General features: G+C 70.7%; 16 protein-coding genes. 6 read left to right on the forward strand and 10 right to left on the reverse strand.

The genetic code is table 11. The features are described from left to right. Positions 1–77 precede the first annotated feature (77 nt). Both WMF34_RS36650 and WMF34_RS36655 read left to right on the forward strand, forming a co-directional pair. A complete protein-coding gene (locus WMF34_RS36650; protein ID WP_231864443.1) occupies positions 78–2,099 on the forward strand; it encodes a PAS domain S-box protein in 2,022 nt (673 codons plus the stop codon). After that, positions 2,096–3,295: a sensor histidine kinase gene (locus WMF34_RS36655; protein WP_012239826.1), complete on the forward strand. Its 1,200-nt coding sequence runs from the start codon at positions 2,096–2,098 to the stop codon at positions 3,293–3,295. The genes WMF34_RS36650 and WMF34_RS36655 overlap by 4 nt, the downstream gene beginning before the upstream one ends. A 22-nt stretch (positions 3,296–3,317) precedes the next feature. Here WMF34_RS36655 and WMF34_RS36660 read toward each other — a convergent pair whose 3' ends face one another. From WMF34_RS36660 to WMF34_RS36690, 7 genes are all read right to left on the reverse strand, one after another. Next, positions 3,318–3,836: a hypothetical protein gene (locus tag WMF34_RS36660; RefSeq protein WP_012239827.1), complete on the reverse strand. Its 519-nt coding sequence runs from the start codon at positions 3,834–3,836 to the stop codon at positions 3,318–3,320. After that, a complete protein-coding gene (locus WMF34_RS36665) occupies positions 3,836–4,561 on the reverse strand; it encodes an anti-sigma factor family protein (protein ID WP_012239828.1) in 726 nt (241 codons plus the stop codon). The genes WMF34_RS36660 and WMF34_RS36665 overlap by 1 nt, the downstream gene beginning before the upstream one ends. Next, positions 4,558–5,358 (reverse strand): sigma-70 family RNA polymerase sigma factor, encoded by an 801-nt coding sequence (locus WMF34_RS36670; RefSeq protein ID WP_012239829.1) that lies wholly within the window; start codon positions 5,356–5,358, stop codon positions 4,558–4,560. Before WMF34_RS36670 ends, WMF34_RS36665 begins: the two co-directional genes overlap by 4 nt. 113 nt (positions 5,359–5,471) lie before the next feature. Next, positions 5,472–6,620, reverse strand: a complete 1,149-nt coding sequence (locus WMF34_RS36675; protein WP_012239830.1) for a S1C family serine protease — start codon at positions 6,618–6,620, stop codon at positions 5,472–5,474. Continuing rightward, positions 6,617–6,919, reverse strand: a complete 303-nt coding sequence (locus tag WMF34_RS36680) for a DUF1844 domain-containing protein (protein WP_012239831.1) — start codon at positions 6,917–6,919, stop codon at positions 6,617–6,619. Before WMF34_RS36680 ends, WMF34_RS36675 begins: the two co-directional genes overlap by 4 nt. Next, complete coding sequence (locus WMF34_RS36685; RefSeq protein WP_012239832.1) at positions 6,916–7,146, reverse strand: hypothetical protein; 231 nt, start codon at positions 7,144–7,146, stop codon at positions 6,916–6,918. Before WMF34_RS36685 ends, WMF34_RS36680 begins: the two co-directional genes overlap by 4 nt. A 40-nt stretch (positions 7,147–7,186) precedes the next feature. Beyond that, a complete protein-coding gene (locus WMF34_RS36690) occupies positions 7,187–7,858 on the reverse strand; it encodes an FKBP-type peptidyl-prolyl cis-trans isomerase (RefSeq protein ID WP_231864444.1) in 672 nt (223 codons plus the stop codon). A 16-nt stretch (positions 7,859–7,874) separates the two neighbouring features. On the opposite strand from WMF34_RS36690, the gene WMF34_RS36695 reads away from it, so the two are divergent. From WMF34_RS36695 to WMF34_RS36710, 4 genes are read left to right on the forward strand one after another with little or no spacing between them, the layout of a single operon-like run. After that, complete coding sequence (locus tag WMF34_RS36695) at positions 7,875–9,329, forward strand: efflux RND transporter periplasmic adaptor subunit (protein ID WP_437990734.1); 1,455 nt, start codon at positions 7,875–7,877, stop codon at positions 9,327–9,329. A 6-nt stretch (positions 9,330–9,335) separates the two neighbouring features. Further along, positions 9,336–10,133: an ABC transporter ATP-binding protein gene (locus WMF34_RS36700; protein ID WP_044969915.1), complete on the forward strand. Its 798-nt coding sequence runs from the start codon at positions 9,336–9,338 to the stop codon at positions 10,131–10,133. Next, entirely contained in the window at positions 10,130–11,350 is a 1,221-nt protein-coding gene (locus tag WMF34_RS36705) for an ABC transporter permease (RefSeq protein ID WP_437990735.1), read from the forward strand. Before WMF34_RS36700 ends, WMF34_RS36705 begins: the two co-directional genes overlap by 4 nt. Beyond that, positions 11,347–12,579, forward strand: a complete 1,233-nt coding sequence (locus WMF34_RS36710; RefSeq protein WP_012239837.1) for an ABC transporter permease — start codon at positions 11,347–11,349, stop codon at positions 12,577–12,579. Before WMF34_RS36705 ends, WMF34_RS36710 begins: the two co-directional genes overlap by 4 nt. A gap of 85 nt (positions 12,580–12,664) precedes the next feature. Here the strand turns inward: WMF34_RS36710 and WMF34_RS36715 are convergent, their stop codons facing one another. From WMF34_RS36715 to WMF34_RS36725, 3 genes are all read right to left on the reverse strand, one after another. Then, positions 12,665–14,716 (reverse strand): S1 RNA-binding domain-containing protein, encoded by a 2,052-nt coding sequence (locus tag WMF34_RS36715; RefSeq protein WP_437990736.1) that lies wholly within the window; start codon positions 14,714–14,716, stop codon positions 12,665–12,667. A 127-nt stretch (positions 14,717–14,843) separates the two neighbouring features. Beyond that, on the reverse strand, positions 14,844–15,944 hold the full coding sequence (locus WMF34_RS36720) for an Mrp/NBP35 family ATP-binding protein (protein WP_012239839.1): 1,101 nt from the start codon (positions 15,942–15,944) through the stop codon (positions 14,844–14,846). A 126-nt stretch (positions 15,945–16,070) separates the two neighbouring features. Then, positions 16,071–17,309: a hypothetical protein gene (locus WMF34_RS36725; RefSeq protein WP_157907168.1), complete on the reverse strand. Its 1,239-nt coding sequence runs from the start codon at positions 17,307–17,309 to the stop codon at positions 16,071–16,073. Positions 17,310–17,366 lie beyond the last annotated feature (57 nt).

The following is a 17,366-nucleotide window of genomic DNA, read 5'->3' on the forward strand; positions in this document are numbered from 1 at the left end:
TGCGCAACGCCGCGCAACGCCGCGCCGAGGCCCGGAATTCTCTCATCGCTCCAGCCTGGAGTCGCTAAGCTTGGCGTGTGCCTCGCCGTGATCCTGTGCTCGTCGTGGACGACGACGCCGTCAGCCGGCAGATGCTGCTGCACGCGCTGGCCGACGCGGGCATCGAGGCCGTCGCGGTCACCTCGGGCGCGGACGCGCTCGCCTGGCTCAAGGCGAGCGTGCCCGCGCTCGTGCTGCTCGACCTCGTGATGCCGCCCCCTGACGGCTACGTGGTCCTCAGCGCCGTGCGGGACGCCCCTCGGACGCAGGACGTCCCCGTCGTCGTGCTGACGGCGCTCGACGCGGACGAGGAGGTCGCCCGCGCCTTCGAGCTCGGCGCGGACGATTTCATCCGCAAGCCGTTCCGCCCTGCCGAGCTGATCGCGCGCATCCGCGGGCAGCTCCGGATCCGGGACTACGTCGACGCGCTCGCGCGCAAAGAGCACGACGCGAAGGTGGTCCTCGAGCTCACGCAGGCGCTCTCCTCGACGCTCGACTTCCGGAACATCCTCTTCACGGTCGTGCGGCGCATCGCCGAGGTGGCGCGCGTCGACCGCTGCAGCATCGTCCTCGTGCGCGACGCGGGCGACGTCGGCTACGTGGTCGCCGCGAGCGACGACAAGGAGCTGCGGGATCTGCCGATCGATCTCGGCAAGTACCCGGAGATCCAGCGCGTCATGCGCACGGGCGACGTGCTCGTGATCGACGACGCGAAGGCGCACCCGCTGTTCGACATCGTGCGCGCGGAGCTCCCGGAGAACGCGTTCCGCTCGCTGGCGCTCCTGCCGATCTTGTTCGAGGACAAGCCGCTCGGCGTGCTCTTCTTGCGCGGCCGGCAGCCGGTGGCGCCCCACGCGCACGAGCTCTCGCTGGCCCGCACGGTCGCGAGCGCCACCGCGATCGCCCTGCGCAACGCGCGCATCCTGCAGTCGCTCCGCGACCAGACGCAGCAGAGCACCTTCGCGCGGTTCGAGGCGGAGCGCCGGCTGAAGGCGCTCCAGCGCTACGCCGACTTCTTCTATTCGACGGCGGACGGCATCGTCGTCGTCGATCCCGACGGCCACATCCTCTTCTCCAACCCGCGCGCGCAGGCGATCACGGGGCGCACGGCGGAGGACCTCGAGAGGGCGAACCTGGCCGATCTCGTCGACGCGCGCGAGCACCCGCTCCTCGAGGAGATCCGGGCCGGCTTCGCCAAGGGATCGTTCCCGCACATGGTGGATTTCACCGTGCGGCGGGGCGAGCACGAGCGGCTCATCCTCAGCTTCAGCTTCAGCAGCGTCCTTCGCGAGGAGAGCGGCGCCGTCCTGGTCAGCTTCCGCGACGTCACCACGGAGCGCGCCACCGAGGCGGAGCTCACCAAGACGAAGGAGTTCCTGGAGCGCGTCATCGACAGCTCGGTCGACGCGATCGTCTCGGCCAACATGGAGGGCGTCGTCCTGCTCTTCAACCGCGCCGCCGAGCGGATCTACGGGTATGACGCGAAGGAGGTCGTCGGCGCGATGAACGCCCGCGCGCTCTACCCCGACCACAACGCCGAGCACATCATGAGGCTCATCCACGCGAAGGAGCACGGCGGTCCCGGCCGGCTCGAGGGCTACCGGACCGAGGTCCTGGCCAGGGACGGGTCGCGGATCCCGGTGCACCTCTCCGCGGCGCTGATCTTCGAGAACGGCGTCCCGGTCGGCTCGGTCGGCATCTTCACGGATCTACGGGAGCGGATGCGGATGGAGGCCCGCCTCACCGAGGCGCAGGAGGAGCTCCGCGCGCGCGAGAAGCAGGCCATCATCGCCGAGCTCGCGGGCGCGGCCGCGCACGAGCTGAACCAGCCGCTCACCAGCGTGCTCGGCTACGCCGAGCTGATCTGCCGCCGGATCGACGACGCATCCCCCATCAAGGGGGCCGCGACCACGATCCGCAGCGAAGCCGAGCGCATGGCGGAGATCGTCCGCAAGATCGGCAAGATCACCCGCTATGAGACGAAGTCCTATGTCGGCGCCGCGAAGATCATCGATCTCGACCGATCGAGCGGCGACGACCCGAACAGGGTGATCGGGTGAGCGGAAAGACCGCGGAGCGCCTGGGGGAGCAGCCATTGTCCGACGCTCCCGTCACGCTCCGGAAGCCCCTCACCCGGGACATCCCGCTCGAGTGGGTGGACAGCCTGCTGATCGCGTCGAGCGAGCTGGATCCGTCGGCCTCCATCGAGCAGCGCGCCTCGGCCCTGCTCGGCGCGGCCGCGAAGGTGCTCACGGCCTGCGGGCTCGGCATCTACATCCCCGGCGCGACGGGGGCGCAGGTGGCCGTCCGGGTCTCGCCGCGCGCTCGCCGCGACGACGGCCGCGATCCGGCGCGGCTCCTCCCGGAGTTCGCCTTCGAGCGCGTCGTGGCGATCGAGCCCGGAGGTCGCTCGACGATGCACATCGCGGCCGACGACGCCGCGTACCTCGACAGCGCGCCTGTGGAGGCGCTGGTCGACCGGCTCGTGCTCACCCTGGGCGCGTCGCTCCGCGAGGCGCGCGCGCACGAGTCGCTGCGCGCTCAGGTCATGCAGGCCGAGAAGCTGGCCTCGCTCGGGAAGATGGCCGCAGGCGTCGTGCACGAGCTCAACAACCCGCTCACCTCGATCCTCGCCTACTCCGAGTACCTGCGCCGCAAGGGCGAGCGCGGCGGCTTCGACCCCTCGGACATCGAGCGGCTCGCGAGGATCAACGACGCGGCGGATCGCATCCGCCGGTTCTCGCGCGACCTGATCGCCTACGCGCGGCCGTCCACGGAGAAGCCGGGCGCCGTCTCGCTCCACGACATCATCGAGCGCGCGCTCGTCTTCTGCGAGCACCTCCTCGACCAGACGGGCGTCACCGTCGAGCGGCGCTTCGACGAGATCCCTCCGGTCTGCGGCGTCATCGATCCGCTGACGCAGGTGTTCGTGAACCTGTTCACGAACGCCGCGCACGCGATGAACGAGCGCGGCGGCTGCCTCGGCATCTCCACCGCGATGTCGCCGGAGGACGGCTACATCACGGTGACGATCCGCGACGACGGGCACGGGATCGAGCCCGAGCACCTGACGAGGATCTTCGACCCCTTCTTCACGACGAAGACCGACGGGACCGGCACCGGGCTCGGCCTGAGCATCGTCAGGAACATCGTTGCCTCGCACGGCGGCCGCATCCGCGCGGATGCGCGCGCCCCGCGCGGGACGGTCTTCTCTCTGGATCTGCCGATCGCGCTGCCGTCCTCGGCTCGCCGCTGAGCAGGGGCGAGCTCCCCTCGACTCAGGGCGCGACCTTGATGCCGAGCACGAGCACACCGCCCATGTGCTGCTGACCCGCGACGAAGAAGCTCTCGCCGGCCTTGGCGTTCACCTCGAGCAGGGGCAGGAACGTGGTGCCACCTGGCTTCTGGATGCTTGCGCTGACGACGAAGCGCCTCGGCTCGTCCTTCTTCTTCGCGGCGACCACGTCCTTCAGCGACACCATGAGGACGCTGCCGTTCGGCAGCTTCGTCGTGGTCGGCTTCCCCTTCTGCAGGGTGACCTTCAGCCGATCGAGGAGCTTGTAGCTGTTGTACGACGAGAACGGCGGCTTCCCGAGCTCGGGCATCTTGCCGATCTTCGGGTCGATGCCTTTCCCATCGTTCGTCGCGTGGAGGATCACGATCTCGGACGTGACCTCGGCGTCCGACGGCGCGGCCTGCGGGGGGGCCGGCGCCTGCTCTTGCGCGACGGCAAGGGAAGGGCTCACGCCGAGCGCCAGGACCATGGTCGCGGTGATCGCACTCGCAAGAAATCTCATCACTGTCCTCCCGGACCGTCATCGGAGAGCCAGACCACCGTGGTCGTCGGGCCTGAAGCCACGGCCTCCTGCGGGACGTAAAAGATGGTGCCCATGCGTGCCCCGAAGTCGACCGCGGCGATCTCGACGCCGGGCTCGGCCTCCCCCTCGAAGCTCGGCGCGGCGTCCGGCTCCTTCGCCGGCGCCGCGAGCGACGCGGAGGGCGCCGCGGGCGGCGGGGCGAGCAACGCGGAGGGCGCCGACGTCGTCAGCTCCGCGGTGGGCGTCTCCACGCCCATCTTGCCCCAGACCATCAGGGCGGCGGCCGCCGCCACGGCGAGCGCCGTCAGCGCGAAGATCCCGCGCGCGTTGTCGTTCGCCGGCGATCCCTGGAGCCGCGCCCGAGCGCGGGGCGGCTCGCCCGACGGCGGCGCCGCGAGCGGCCGCGCGGCGCCGCCCCCGTCGACCCGCGCGGCGCCCGCCTGCCCTTCGAGGATCTTCGCCATCACCGCGTCGGCGATGCCGTCGGCCGCGCTGGAGGCCAGCGCACTGTCCCGGACCATGTCGGCCGCGGTGACGAGCGCTGCGACCTTCGCCCGGCAGCGCGGGTCGTGAAGCACGTACTCCTCCACCTGCCGGTGGCGCGCCTCATCGAGCTCGCCATCGGCATAGAGCATCAGCTCCAGATCCGTCGGCGGGGCGCTCGCTTGCCCGTGATTCGCCTTGCTGCTGTTGGCGGTGCTCACGCGATCTCCTCCGGGTCCTCTGCTGGGGCCTTGCCCTCCTCCTCCGCGTAACAGTCGGCGAGGGCGCGCTGAAGCTTCTGACGGGCGTGGAACAGGCGGCTCATGATCGTCCCCTTCGAGACCCCCATGGCCTGAGCCATCTCCTCGTACGACATGCCCTCCACCTCCCGCATCAGGATCACGCCTCGGTGGTAGGGCGGCAGCGCGTCGAGCGCGGCCTGGATGCGCCCGGCGATCTCCCGGCGCCGGACGACGTTGAGGGGGTCCGCGCCGTCGATCCGAGCGACGAGCGGGAAGTCGGACTGCTCGTCCGCCGCCTGGTTCTCCTGGAGCTCGAGGTCGCGGCGTCCCGGCTTCCGCATGAGGTCGATCGCCAGGTTCGTGACGATCCTGTAGAGCCAGGTGAAGAACGAGGAGCCCCCCTGAAAGGAGCCGAGGCCCTTGTAGACCCGGAGGAAGGCGTCCTGCACGAGCTCGCGCGCGTCGTTCTCGTCGCGGACGAGCCCCATCGCGATCGCGAACGCCCTGCGCTGGTGCCGTTCCACGAGCGAGCGGAAAGCCGCCTGATCCCCCTTCTGCGCTCGCTCGATGAGCTCACGATCTTCCTCCGCTTCCCGCCGTCGCGCCTCGCGATTGGACGCACGGGCGGAAGCGCTATTCAGGCGCGGGTGGAGCTGCTTCGTTTCGGGGTGGTCGCCCTCCGCGGACAGGTCGTCGCCTTCCGCATCGCCCTCGCCGGGATCACCGGGAGGTGCGACCGGCTCGAGCTCGTCCGGGTGAGAAGGTGCAATGGCCACGGGGTCAGCTTACCTGAGGAGGCTGGGGGACGAGGGAGGTCACGGAGCAGGCGGCCGCGCACGGCGCGCGGTAGCCGGCGGACGTGCCGGGCGGCAGACAGCGGCCGTCCGGCTCACGGCTCATCGGCCTCGTCGCTGAGCTCGGGCAGCTCGCCCAGCGTGAGGCGGACATCGAAGACCCGCTCCAGCCGCGCGACGCGGAGCGTAACGACCTTGTTCACCCCGGCGATGCTCGCCATCCACCGGAGCTCGTTCGGGTCGGAAATCGTCTTTCCTTCGAAGCCGATGATCACATCGTCCGGCGCGATGCCTGCCCGGTCCGCGGGTCCCCCCGCCACCACGGTCTTCACCCACGCCCCCTTTCGATCGGGGCGCTTGAGCCGCCCCGCCTCGATCGAGTTGAGGACGTCGACGATCACCCCGACCTGGCTCCGCCGGATCTTGCCGTCGCGCAGCAGCATCGGAAGCAGCTGCCGGACCATGTTGATCGGGATCGCAAACCCGATGTTGTTCGCGTTGGCGCGCACGGCCGCGTTGATGCCGACCACCTCGCCCTTGAGGTTCAGGAGCGGGCCGCCGGAGTTGCCGGGGTTGATGCTCGCGTCCGTCTGGAGAAAGTTGAAGTAGCCGCTCGGGTCGAGCCCCTTCACGTCGTCCCGGGTGCGGCCCTTGGCGGAGAGGATGCCCGCCGAGACCGTGTGGGAAAGGCCGAAGGGGTTGCCGATCGCGACCACCCAGTCGCCGACCTCGGTGGTATCCGAGTCGCCCAGGGGGAGCGACGGGAGCCCCTTCTCGTCGACCTTCAGCACGGCGACGTCCGTGTGCTTGTCGCGGCCGATGACGGTCGCCTTGATGTCGCGGCCGTCGACGAAGCTCACGAGGATGTCGGTCGCCCCCTCGATCACGTGGTTGTTCGTCAGCAGGAAGCCCTCTGGATCATAGACGAAGGCGGTCCCGAGCCCCTCGGCGACCGTGCGACGGCGGCCGCCCGGCTGCTGTTGCCGCTCGACGCGCGCCTTGACCGTCGCGACCGCTGGATCGGCCCTGCGCGCGAGCGGCGCGAAGGAGCCGGGCATGCCCTCGGAGCGGACGATCGGAGGAGGAGGCGGCGCGGACGGAGGCGGCGCGATCGCCACCGGCACGGCGCCCGAGGGGACGGTGGAGCTGCTTGCGCTGGAAGAGTGGCCAGGAGAGGCCTTGCTGCACGAGGCGACCAGCGAGGCGAGGAGGACCCACAGGAGAGCCCTGGCGCCAACGGTCACGATCGTTTCGAGACCTCGAGGTAGCGCATCCGCAGATCGTAGAGCGCCTGCTCGAGCAACCTCTCCTCGTCGCCCGAGAGGTTCCCCTTCGTCTTCTCCTGGAGGAGCGACAGCAAATCGATGTCCTGATGCGCGAGGATCAGGTTCTGCTCTTCCCTGCCGTCGGGGCTGGGCGCGTCGCCGAGGTGCACGTACGCGGAGCCGATGATCGACAGCACGAAGGTCGAGAAGTCGAGCGTCGGCAGCTCCGGGGGGCTCCCTGGCGGAGGGAGCTCTTCCCGATTCTTCGCGTCGCTCACTCTGCCCCTTCGTCGTCGAGCTCGGGCTCGATCCGCGACCCCTGCGCTGACGCGCCGAGCGCCGGCTGATCGACGGCGATCCCCTCGGCGTGCTCCTCCAGGTCCGGCAAGCCCGCGAGGTGCGCCTCGATGGTCCCGGCGCTGAGCGTCCCGCTCGCCAGGAGGCGCTCGCGCACCCGGCGATCGAGCTGCAGCTCCGTCAGCTTGCCCTTCTCACCTACGGTCATGATGTGATCTCCTCGGACAACCCACCAGTTCGCGGTGGGCTTATGACGACTTCTTCGAGAGCGTCACGAGCACCCCCCCATCCCCGTGCTCGTGATGGTGGCTGTGATCGTGGTCATGGTCGTGGTCGTGACCGCAGCAGCCCTCGCCCTCGGAATCCTCGATGCGCTCCTCCAGCTCGGCCTGAGCCTGCGCGATCTCCTCCTCGCTGGCGGCGCGCACGTCCTTGACCTGAACCTGAAAGCGCACCTTCTGGCCTGCCAGGGGGTGATTCGTATCCACCCGGAAGCCCTCGGGGAGGATCTCGATGACCCGGAGCGCGATCGGCGAACCGTCCGGGCCCTGGGCGACGAACTCGTCGCCGACCTCGACAGCGCCCCCATCGGGGAAATCCGCCTTGTCCACCTCGAAGATGCCGGCGTCATCGCGCTCGCCGAACGCATCTTCCGCCTCGACGGTGATCTCGCGCTGCTCGCCGGCGCGCAGCCCTTCCAGCGCGCGCTCCAGCCCGGGCACGATCTGAGCATAGCCGTGCGTGTAGACGAGCGGCTCCGCGGTCGATGCCTCATCCACCGTCTCTCCGCTTTCGTTGAAGAGGACGTAGGACAGCGTGACGACCGTATCCGTTGCGATGGGCAGCGACTCCATGGGGCGGCGGTTGGTCTGCCACGGCGGTTCCGCGGTTTCAAGCGAGGCGCGCTCGCGCGGCAGCATGCTATGAGGACGTCCGATGGCCGACTCCATGGCTCGGGCGACCGGTCGCGACCCCCTCGACGCGTCGCCCCCTGCTGCGCAGGCCACCACGGAAACGGAGCGCCTCCGTCCCGGAGAGGCGGCGCCTGGCGAGACGCGACCGGCCTCGACCGCGCCGGCGCCCCCCGGCGGCGCGGCAGCCAGGGGCCTGCGCGAGGGCGGACCGCGTCCTCGGCGCGGAGGAGAGAGCCTGGAGCAGGAGCTCTCCCGGGTAGGCACGAAGCGCTGGCTCGCTCGCCTCGGCGTCCTCGCGACGATCGCGGCGCTCGTCGCGGGGATCGTCGTCTGGAGGATCCGGACGAGGCCCCCGCCGCCGCCGCGCTACGTCACGGGCGACATCACCACGGGCGACGTGCTCGAAGTGGTCCAGTCGACAGGGCAGGTCAAGCCGCTCACCGAGGTGCAGATCGGCGCCCAGGTCTCGGGGCGAATCACCAAGGTCTACGTGGACTTCAACAGCATCGTGAAGGCCGGCGACGTGCTGGCCGAGATCGATCCGACGCTCTTCGGGGCGCAGATCGACTCGAACCAGGCGCAGATCGCGGCGGCCAACGCGAGCGTCGTGCGCTCGGAGGCGTCGTTGGGGACCGCCAAGCAGCGGCTCGAGCGCGCGAGGAAGATGGTCGCGGAGGGGGTGGGCTCGCAGGCCGATCTGGACACGGCCCAGGGCGCCTACGACGTCGCGCTCGCCGACCTCGCGGCCTCGAAGGCGCAGGTGGCGCAGCTCAGGGCGGTGCTCCGCTCCTCCACGACGAACCTCCAGTACACGCGCATCTTCTCGCCCATCGACGGGGTCGTCATCAGCCGCGCGATCGACCCCGGGCAGACGGTGGCGGCGAGCTTCCAGGCGCCGACCCTCTTCGTGATCGCCCAGGATCTCCGCAAGATGCGCGTGCTCGCCGACATCGACGAGGCGGACGTCGGGCGGCTCCGCGAGGGCATGACGGCGGACGTGAGCGTCGATGCGTTCCCGGGCGAGACGTTCCGAGGGACGGTGAGCCAGGTGCGCTACAGCCCGTTGAGCCAGTCCGGCGTCGTGACGTACGCGGCGGTCGTCGAGGTCGACAACCCCGACGTCAAGCTCCGGCCGGGGATGACGGCGACGGTGAGCGTCCGGTCCGCCGAGGCCAAGGGGGTGCGGCGGCTGCCGAACGCGGCGCTCCGGTTCAAGCCCGCCCCGGCGCGGGACAAGGACGGCAAGGAGATCAAGGCGCCGCCCCTCGAGCCGCTCCCGCCGAAGAAGGGCCGGATCTACGTGCTGACCGACGCGACGCCCGGGGCGGAGAAGATCGAGCCGCGCGTCGTCGACGTCGGGATCACCGACGGCATCTTCACCGCGCTCGGGTCCGATCTCGGGCCGCTCAAGGTCGTCACCGACGAGAACGACGATCCGTCAGCGAGCGGCAGGGGGCGCGGCCCTCGGCTGTTCTGAGGCGTGATGCTGCCCCAGAGCCAAGACGTCGCCGCGGCGCCCCGAGACGAACCGCTCATCGAGCTCTCGAGCGTCCGCAAGGACTACACGACCGAGGCCGTCATCGTGAGGGCGCTCCGGCACGTGGATCTGACCATCCAGCACGGCGATTTCGTCGCGATCGTCGGGCAGAGCGGCTCGGGCAAGAGCACCCTGATGAACATCATCGGGTGCCTGGACCGGCCGACGCACGGCACGTACCGGCTCGACGGCCTCGACGTCACCCGGCGCAGCAACGACGCGCGCGCGATCGTCAGGAACCGCCTTATCGGGTTCGTCTTCCAGGGCTTCAACCTGCTGCCGCGCACCACGGCGCTCGAGAACGTCGAGCTGCCGCTGGTCTACCGGGGCGTCGGCGCGGCGGAGCGGCGCAAGCGGGCGCTCGACGCGCTCGGCGCGGTGGGGCTGGCCGAGCGCCTGCACCACACGCCGAACCAGCTCTCGGGCGGGCAGCAGCAGCGCGTCGCCATCGCGCGGGCGCTCGTCACCTCACCGCCGCTGCTCCTCGCCGACGAGCCCACGGGCAACCTCGACACGCGCACGAGCTACGAGGTGCTCGGGCTGCTGCAGAGGCTCAACCGGGGCGGGATCACGATCGTCCTCGTGACGCACGAGCCGGACATCGCCGCCTGCGCGAGCCGCGTGATCACGATGCGCGACGGCGAGATCCGCAGCGATCTCAGGAACGATCGCCCCGTCGACGCGGCCGCGGCGCTCGCCGCGCTGCCGCTCTCCGCGGCGGAGCGCGACGAGCTCTCGCCATGAGCGGCTACCTCGCCGCCGTCCGGATCGCGCTGCGCGCCATCGTCCGCTCGAAGCTCCGCGCCGCCCTGACGGTGCTCGGCATCCTGATCGGGGTCTCGGCCGTGGTGATCGTCGTGGCGCTCGGGACGGGCGTGCGCAACCGCGTCCTGGGCGAGATCTCGGGCATGGGGGCGAGCTCGATCTACATCTTCCCGCAGTCGACGCAGGCGTCGGGGCTGAAGCGCCGCGAGAACGCGAGGATGTCGGAGGCCGACGGGATCGCGATCCTGAAGGAGTCGACGAGCGTGGCCGCGCTGAGCCCGTTCAGCTCGACGTCGACGCAGGTCGTGGCCGGAGAGGCCAACGTCGCGACCCAGGTCATGGGCGTGACCCGGAGCTACCTCTCGATCCTCTCGTACAGCGTCGGGGTGGGCGAGGGCTGGACCGAGGCCGACGAGCAGCTCAAGGCGAAGGTCTGCCTGATCGGCGAGACCGTCCGGGAGAACCTGTTCGGCTCGGGCGAGGCCGTGGGCCGGTACATCCGGATCGGCAAGCACCCGTTCCGGGTGATCGGGGTGCTCGCGAAGAAGGGGCAATCGCCCTTCGGCGAGGACCAGGATGACCGGCTGCTCATGCCGATCGGCAGCTTCCGGTCGCGGATCTTGCCGAGCGCGCCGGGCAGGGTGCAGATGCTCGTCGCCGCCGCCACGAGCGAGCGGACCGTCGATCGCGCGGTGGAGCAGATCGACAGGATCCTCCGGCAGCGCCACGAGATCGCGCCGGACGACGAGCCGAACTTCGTGATCCGCACGCAGGCGGAGTTCCGCGCTTCCCAGGAGCGGATCCTGGACACCTTGACGATGCTCCTGTCCTCGATCGCCGCTGTGTCGCTCCTCGTCGGCGGGATCGGCGTCATGAACATCATGCTGGTCAGCGTCACCGAGCGGACGCGCGAGATCGGCATCCGCATGGCGATCGGCGCCTCCGAGGGAGACATCCTCGTCCAGTTCCTCGTCGAGGCCATCACCCTGTCGCTCATCGGGGGCGTGCTCGGGCTCGGCGCGGGGCTCGGCGTCATCAAGGCCCTCGCCGCGACGCTCGGCTGGAACATGACGTTGCCGGCCAGCGCGGTCGTCGTCGCGGTGGGGACGAGCGCGACGATCGGGATCGTCTTCGGGTTCTTCCCGGCCCGCCGCGCGGCCCGTCAGGATCCCATCGCCGCCCTGAGGCACGAATGAGCGCCACGCTCACCCGGGTGTTCTCGGCGGTCGTGATCGCGCTGCGCGCCGTCCGCCGGAACAAGCTCCGCGCCGGGCTCACGATCCTGGGGATCACGATCGGCGTCGCGGCCGTCGTCACCGTCACCGCGCTGGCGAGCGGCGCGCGCGCCAACGTCAACGCGCAGATCTCGAACCTCGGCTCCAACTCGCTCATCGTCTTCGCCCGCTCCGCCCGCGCTTCGGGCGTCCGCAGCACCGCGGGCGCCAGGCTCTCGGAGCTCGACGGCCAGGCGCTCGCGCGCGAGTCGACGAGCATCCGGCTCGTGGCGCCGTTCCTCAGGTCGAGCGCCCAGGTCATCCACGAGGGCCAGAACGCGAGCCCGACGCTCGTCGGGACGCGCCTGAACTACTTCGAGATCCGGAGCTGGAAGGTCGCGCAGGGAGAGCCGTGGAGCCCCGCCTCGGAGAACCTCTCCGAGAAGGTCGTCGTGATCGGGGCCCAGACCGCGCGCGATCTGTTCGGATCGCTCGATCCGGTCGGCCGGATGGTGCGGATCGGCCGCCAGATGTACCGCGTGCTCGGCGTGCTGGAGGAGAAGGGGGCGTCGCCCTTCGGGCAGAGCCAGGACGAGATCGTGCTGATGCCCATCACCACGATGCGATCGCACGTCATGGCCACGCGACCCGGGGAGGTTCACGCCATCTTGCTGAGCTCGACGTCGGCCGAGACGTCGGAGCGCGCCAGGCAGCAGGCCGAGGCGATCCTCCGCCAGCGGCACCGCATCGGCGAGAACGACGAGGACGACTTCGCCGTCCGGAGCCAGGCGGAGTTCCAGGCCATGCAGGACGCGATCTTCGCGGCCCTCTCGGCGCTGCTCGTCAGCATCGCGGCGGTGTCGCTCGTCGTGGGCGGCATCGGCGTCATGAACATCATGCTGGTCAGCGTCACCGAGCGCACCCGGGAGATCGGCATCCGGATGGCCATCGGCGCCCGGGAGATCGACATCCTGCTGCAGTTCCTGCTCGAGGCGCTCGTGCTCGCCACGCTGGGCGGCGTCGTCGGCAGCGCGCTCGGGTACGGCGTCATCTTCGGCTTTTCGCGCGCGTTCGGCTGGCCGATGAGGCTGGAGCCGGCCGCGCTCGCGGTCGCGCTCGGGGTGAGCACGGCGATCGGGATCGTCTTCGGGTTCTTCCCGGCGCGGCGGGCCGCGCGCATGGATCCCGTGAACGCGCTGGGGCGCGAGTAGCGCGAAGCGCGCCGGACCGCGGGCGGTGGCTGGTGGAGGAGGGAGGCGGAGGCGCCGCCGCACGGGCGGCGCGCGCCTCCCGGGATCAGCTCTTCTTCATCAGGTCGGCGAACGTGCCGAACTTGGCCTCGCGCGCGACCCCCGCGCGGTACTGCTGGTAGGCCTGCTTCTCAGCGTCCTCCTTGAGGGCGCGGATCGACAGCTTGGCCTCGCCCCGGCGCGGATCCACCTCGATGATCTTCGCGTCGAGCTGGGTCCCGATGGGGAACTCCTTCCGGAGGTCGGTGCCGCGCTGCGTACCGGTGTGGCCGGCCGGGATGAAGCCGCGAGCCGCTCGCCCCGTGGTGCCGAGCACCCGGACGACGAGCCCCCCTTCGGTCACCTGCGTGACAGCCACCTTCACCGCCTTGCCCTGCTGAACGCGCTGGCGCGGCTCGCTCTCCTCGCCCTCGGGCGGAGCAGGGTGGAGCCCGATGCGCCGGCCCGCGGCGTCGCAGGTCGCGACGACAACGTCGACATCGTCGCCGACCTTCACGACCTCGTTCGGGTGCTGGATCGGCTTCATCGAGAGGTCGGCCGTGTGGATGAGCCCATCGATGCCCGGCTCGAGCTCGATGAACGCGCCGAACGGCTGCAGGCGAGCGACCTTGCCCTTGTGGCGCGTGCCGACCGCGTACTTCTCCTTCACCGCGTCCCACGGGTCGACCGTGGCGGCCTTGCGGCTCAGCCAGAGCTTGCCCTTGTCGTCGACGCGGAGGACCTTCACGTCGATCTCCGCGCCCGGCTTGAACAGGTCGGCCAGCTTGGCGCCGCGGTCGTGGCTCGCCTCGCTCATGTGCACCAGCCCCTCGACGCCGCCGGCGTCGGGGAGCGCGACGAACACGCCCCACGCGACGACCTTGCGCACGATGCCCTTGTGCAGCGAGCCGGGCTCGATCGACGTGAGCGCCTCGGTGCGCGCCTTCCGGCTCTCCTCTTCGAGCATCTTGCGGCGGGACACGACGATGTCGCGCCCCTTCTTCGCGAACTGGGTCACGCCGAAGTCGAGCCGCTGGCCCACGAGGTAGTTGAGGTCGGCGCCGTGGCGCAGATCGACGTGCGACGCCGGCGCGAAGGCGCGGAGGCCGCCGAGATCGACCTCGAGCCCGCCCTTCACCGCCCCGGTCACGAACCCCTCGATCGACTCGCCGCTCTGGAGCGCAGCCTCGGCGCGCGCGCGCGCCTGATCGAGCTGCACCGGCGCCCTCGACAGGAGGAGCATGCCTCCGCGCACGCCGGTGCTCGCCACCGTCGCGATGAACTGATCCCCCTCGACGGGCGGCTCTTCCTCGAGGATCTCGCGACGGTCGAACAGCCCCGTCGCCTTCCCGGCGATGTCGATCCAGATGGCGTGGTCGGTGATTTTGCTGACCTTGCCGAACACTTCCTCGCCGATGCTGAAGGCCGGGCGCTCGCGCGGCGGCGGCGCGCCCTGCCCCTTGCGCCGCTTGCGCTTCTCGCCACCAGGCTGCGGCTGCCCGCCCGCCTCGTCGGCCGCCTGCTCCTCCTCGCCCTCCTCTTCTTCTGCCGCGTCGGCCGCCTCCGCGCCGCTGGCCTCGGCCGCCTCAGCCGCCTCGCCCTCGGGCTGGCCGGCCTCCTCCGCGCCCTTGCGGCGACGGCGGCGGCGGCGCTTCTTTCCAGCGCCCCCCTCGGTCTGCGCGGCCGCACCGGCCTCTCCGGCCGGCGCGGGCTTCGCGGCAGGCGCGGGCTTCGCGGCCGGCGCGGGCTTCGCGGCCGCCGGAGGGGTCCGCCTGCCGGGCGAGAACCCCGGCTTGCGGTTGCCGATATCATCCCGCGGCAGGCCTGGAACGCGGTTGCCGATGTCATCGCCCGGCTGCTCTTCCCACTCGTCGTCGGCGTCATTCGCCGGGGCGGCGCTCGCCGCCGCGGCCGGTGTCGCCTCGGACTGGGCCGAGCTCGCCTCCGACGACGCTTCTCCGCCGGGCTCGTGGCTCGCTTCGGTCGGGGGGGTGGACCCCCCTTCATGGGCTTGGGCTGCTTGCTCGGGCGCAGCGTTCGACGACTCGAGCGGGCCGCCCTGGTCGGCCGGAGCTCCCGGCGCGTCCGCCGGCGTGGTGGTATTTTCGTGGGTATTCATCCGCGCCTCGCGCGACAACGCATGCCGATGGGGGGCGAAACGTGCTCGCGTTCTCTCCAGCGGCCCCCTCGGTTGAATGGGGGAAGGGGCCGGAACCATATCGTACCCGGGACGTTTACGCGAGAGCCTACCGCATGATGGGCAGGTGCTTGTTGGTCCCCCCGCTCCGATCGATGCGGAGGCCGCCCCCGCTCGCGAGGTTGTGGGCGCTGACCTGGCCGGCCAGCCGCTCCGCCACATCCACGAAAGCGCGCGCGATCGGGCTGCTCGGGGCAGCCTGTACGACCGGCGTGCCGGCGTCGCCCCATTCCCGGATGGCCGGATCCATCGGGATCTGGCCGAGCAGCGGCGCCTCGGCGAACTCCGCGATCTTCTGCCCGCCGCCGGCCCCGAAGAGCTCGTGCCGCTTGCTGCACCCGTCGCACACGAAGTAGCTCTCGTTCTCGACCACGCCGAGCAGGGCGATCCCGACTTTCTGGGCCATCGAGACCGATTTGTACACGTCCTGGAGGGCCACCTCCTGCGGCGTTGTCACGACGATCGCGCCCGTGGTCCTCATCTTCTGGGAAATCGTCAGCGCGATGTCGCCGGTACCGGGCGGAAGATCCAGCACGAGGTAGTCGAGCTCACCCCACTCCACGTCGCGCATGAACTGGATCAGGGCGTTCTGGAGCATCGGCCCGCGCCAGACGACCGCCGATCTCGGATCTTCCAGCAGGAAGCCGATCGACATGAGCTTCACGCCGAAGCGCTCGAGCGGCAGGAATTTCTGCCCATCGGCCGACGTCGGGCGGCCCATCACGCCGAGCATGGTCGGGACGCTCGGCCCGTACATGTCCGCGTCGAGGAGGCCGACCTTGGCCCCCTCGCGGCTGAGCGCCAGGGTGAGGTTCGCGGCGACCGTGCTCTTGCCGACGCCGCCCTTGCCGCTCATCACGAGGATGATGTTCCGCACGCCCGGGGACGGGTCGTCCTGAAGGATGGTGCGCGCGGGGATGCCGACGTCCCACGCGATCCGGACGCCCTTCGCGCCGGCGCCCTTCAGAGCCGCCTCGATGTCCGCCGCGAGCCGCTGCTTGAAGTAGCTGGTCAGCTCGACGGTGAGCGAGACGGCCTCGCCCTCGACCGAGAGCTCCCGGACGCGACCGAGGTCGGTGATGGGGCGCTGGAGGTCCGGCGCGATGACCTTTGCCAGCGCGGCGAGCGCGGCGTCCTTCGTGATGGGCATGGGGCGAAGGAGTTAGGACTGCTCGGGATTCCCGTCAACCGGCGAGCGCGGCGTCGCCGCGGGCGCTCGCTCTGGCCTGGCCGGGCGCGGCGCGACACAGGCCGTTCCTGCGCCCGGCCGGCGCCGTTACCAGCAGGTGGCGACCTTGGAATCGGGGTCGCCTCGATCGAGCTGGCGCGACGGCAGGTAGCACCGCGAGTCCACGCAGTCCCCGCTCGAGTTCTGCTCGACGCACACGCACGCGCCGACGAGCCCGCTGGGCGACTTCGGGCAGACCTCAGCCGCGTTCTCCGCGGTGCACCGGATGGGGAGCGCCGCGTCCAGGCACGCCCGCTCGCCGCGCAGCGTGGTGGTGCACTCCATCGTGGAGTCCGCGTCGCCGCAATCGGTGTCGTTGCGGCACGGCTCGCAGAAGTTGCCCTTGCCGGTGCAGGCGCCGAACCGCGGGATGCACGCGCCCTCGTCGCACCGGTAGTCCAGGTCGCAGTCGGAGTCCGCGCTGCAGGACCTGGCGCACCGGCGCTCGCCGTCGATCGCGACGCAGCGCTGCTCTGCAGCGAACGAGCAGTCGAAATCGGTGCTGCACGGCGCGCACTGGGCGCGCTTGACGCAGGTGCTGCGCAGCAGGCACACCGGGCCCTCGACATAGGTGTTGCCGTCCCCGAACGTGGAAGGGTCGATGCACTCCTCGTCGGTCTCACCGCAGAAGCCGTCATCCCCCTTGTCCGTACCGCAGATCGCGTGAGGATCGCGGGACACGGCGCACTCGAAGCCGCCGGGGCAGTCCGCGTCGCTCATGCAGTGCGGCATCGTGCAGTAGGCCTCGGCGTCGCCCTGCCCCTTGCCAAGGCACTCCAGGCCGAGCGAGGTGCACTGGTCGGGAGAGCAGGCCGGGACGACGCAGGCGCTGCCGTCGCTGCTGCACTTGCCGGCGGAGCAGGCGGGGTCGTCGCCGCACCGCTCCGTGTCGCGCTCGCACTCGCCTGGGTTCCCGTTGCATTGGGTCGGGTCGCACGGCGTCTCGTCGGGGCAGCGCCCGAACTGGCCGCACTCGGTGCCGAATGGACAGGGCGCACCGAAGCCCACCATCTTCTCCTTCTGCGTGCAGACCAGGATCTCGGCCTTCGTGTCGTCCTCCGCGGCCGGCGCGCAGTCCTGGATGCCTGGAATACATTCGCGGTGGCTGCTGCACCTGAGCACGCAGCGGTTGCCGACGCAGGTGTTGCCCTCCAGGCAGAGCTCTGGCTTGCATTTGCCCTCGCAGACGCCGTCCACGATGACCCCCCCGAAGCATTTGTCCTGTGGCGTACCCGACGAGCATGCGCCGCTCGCGATGGCCGCCCCGCTCGCCAGGCAGCACAGCATCAGGAAGGCGTGGATACTACGGAGACGGGGCCGACGGGCGCTGTGAGAAGCGACAAC

The organism is Sorangium sp. So ce145 (assembly GCF_051525985.1).
Taxonomy (GTDB): Bacteria; Myxococcota_A; Polyangia; order Polyangiales; family Polyangiaceae; genus Sorangium; species Sorangium cellulosum_B.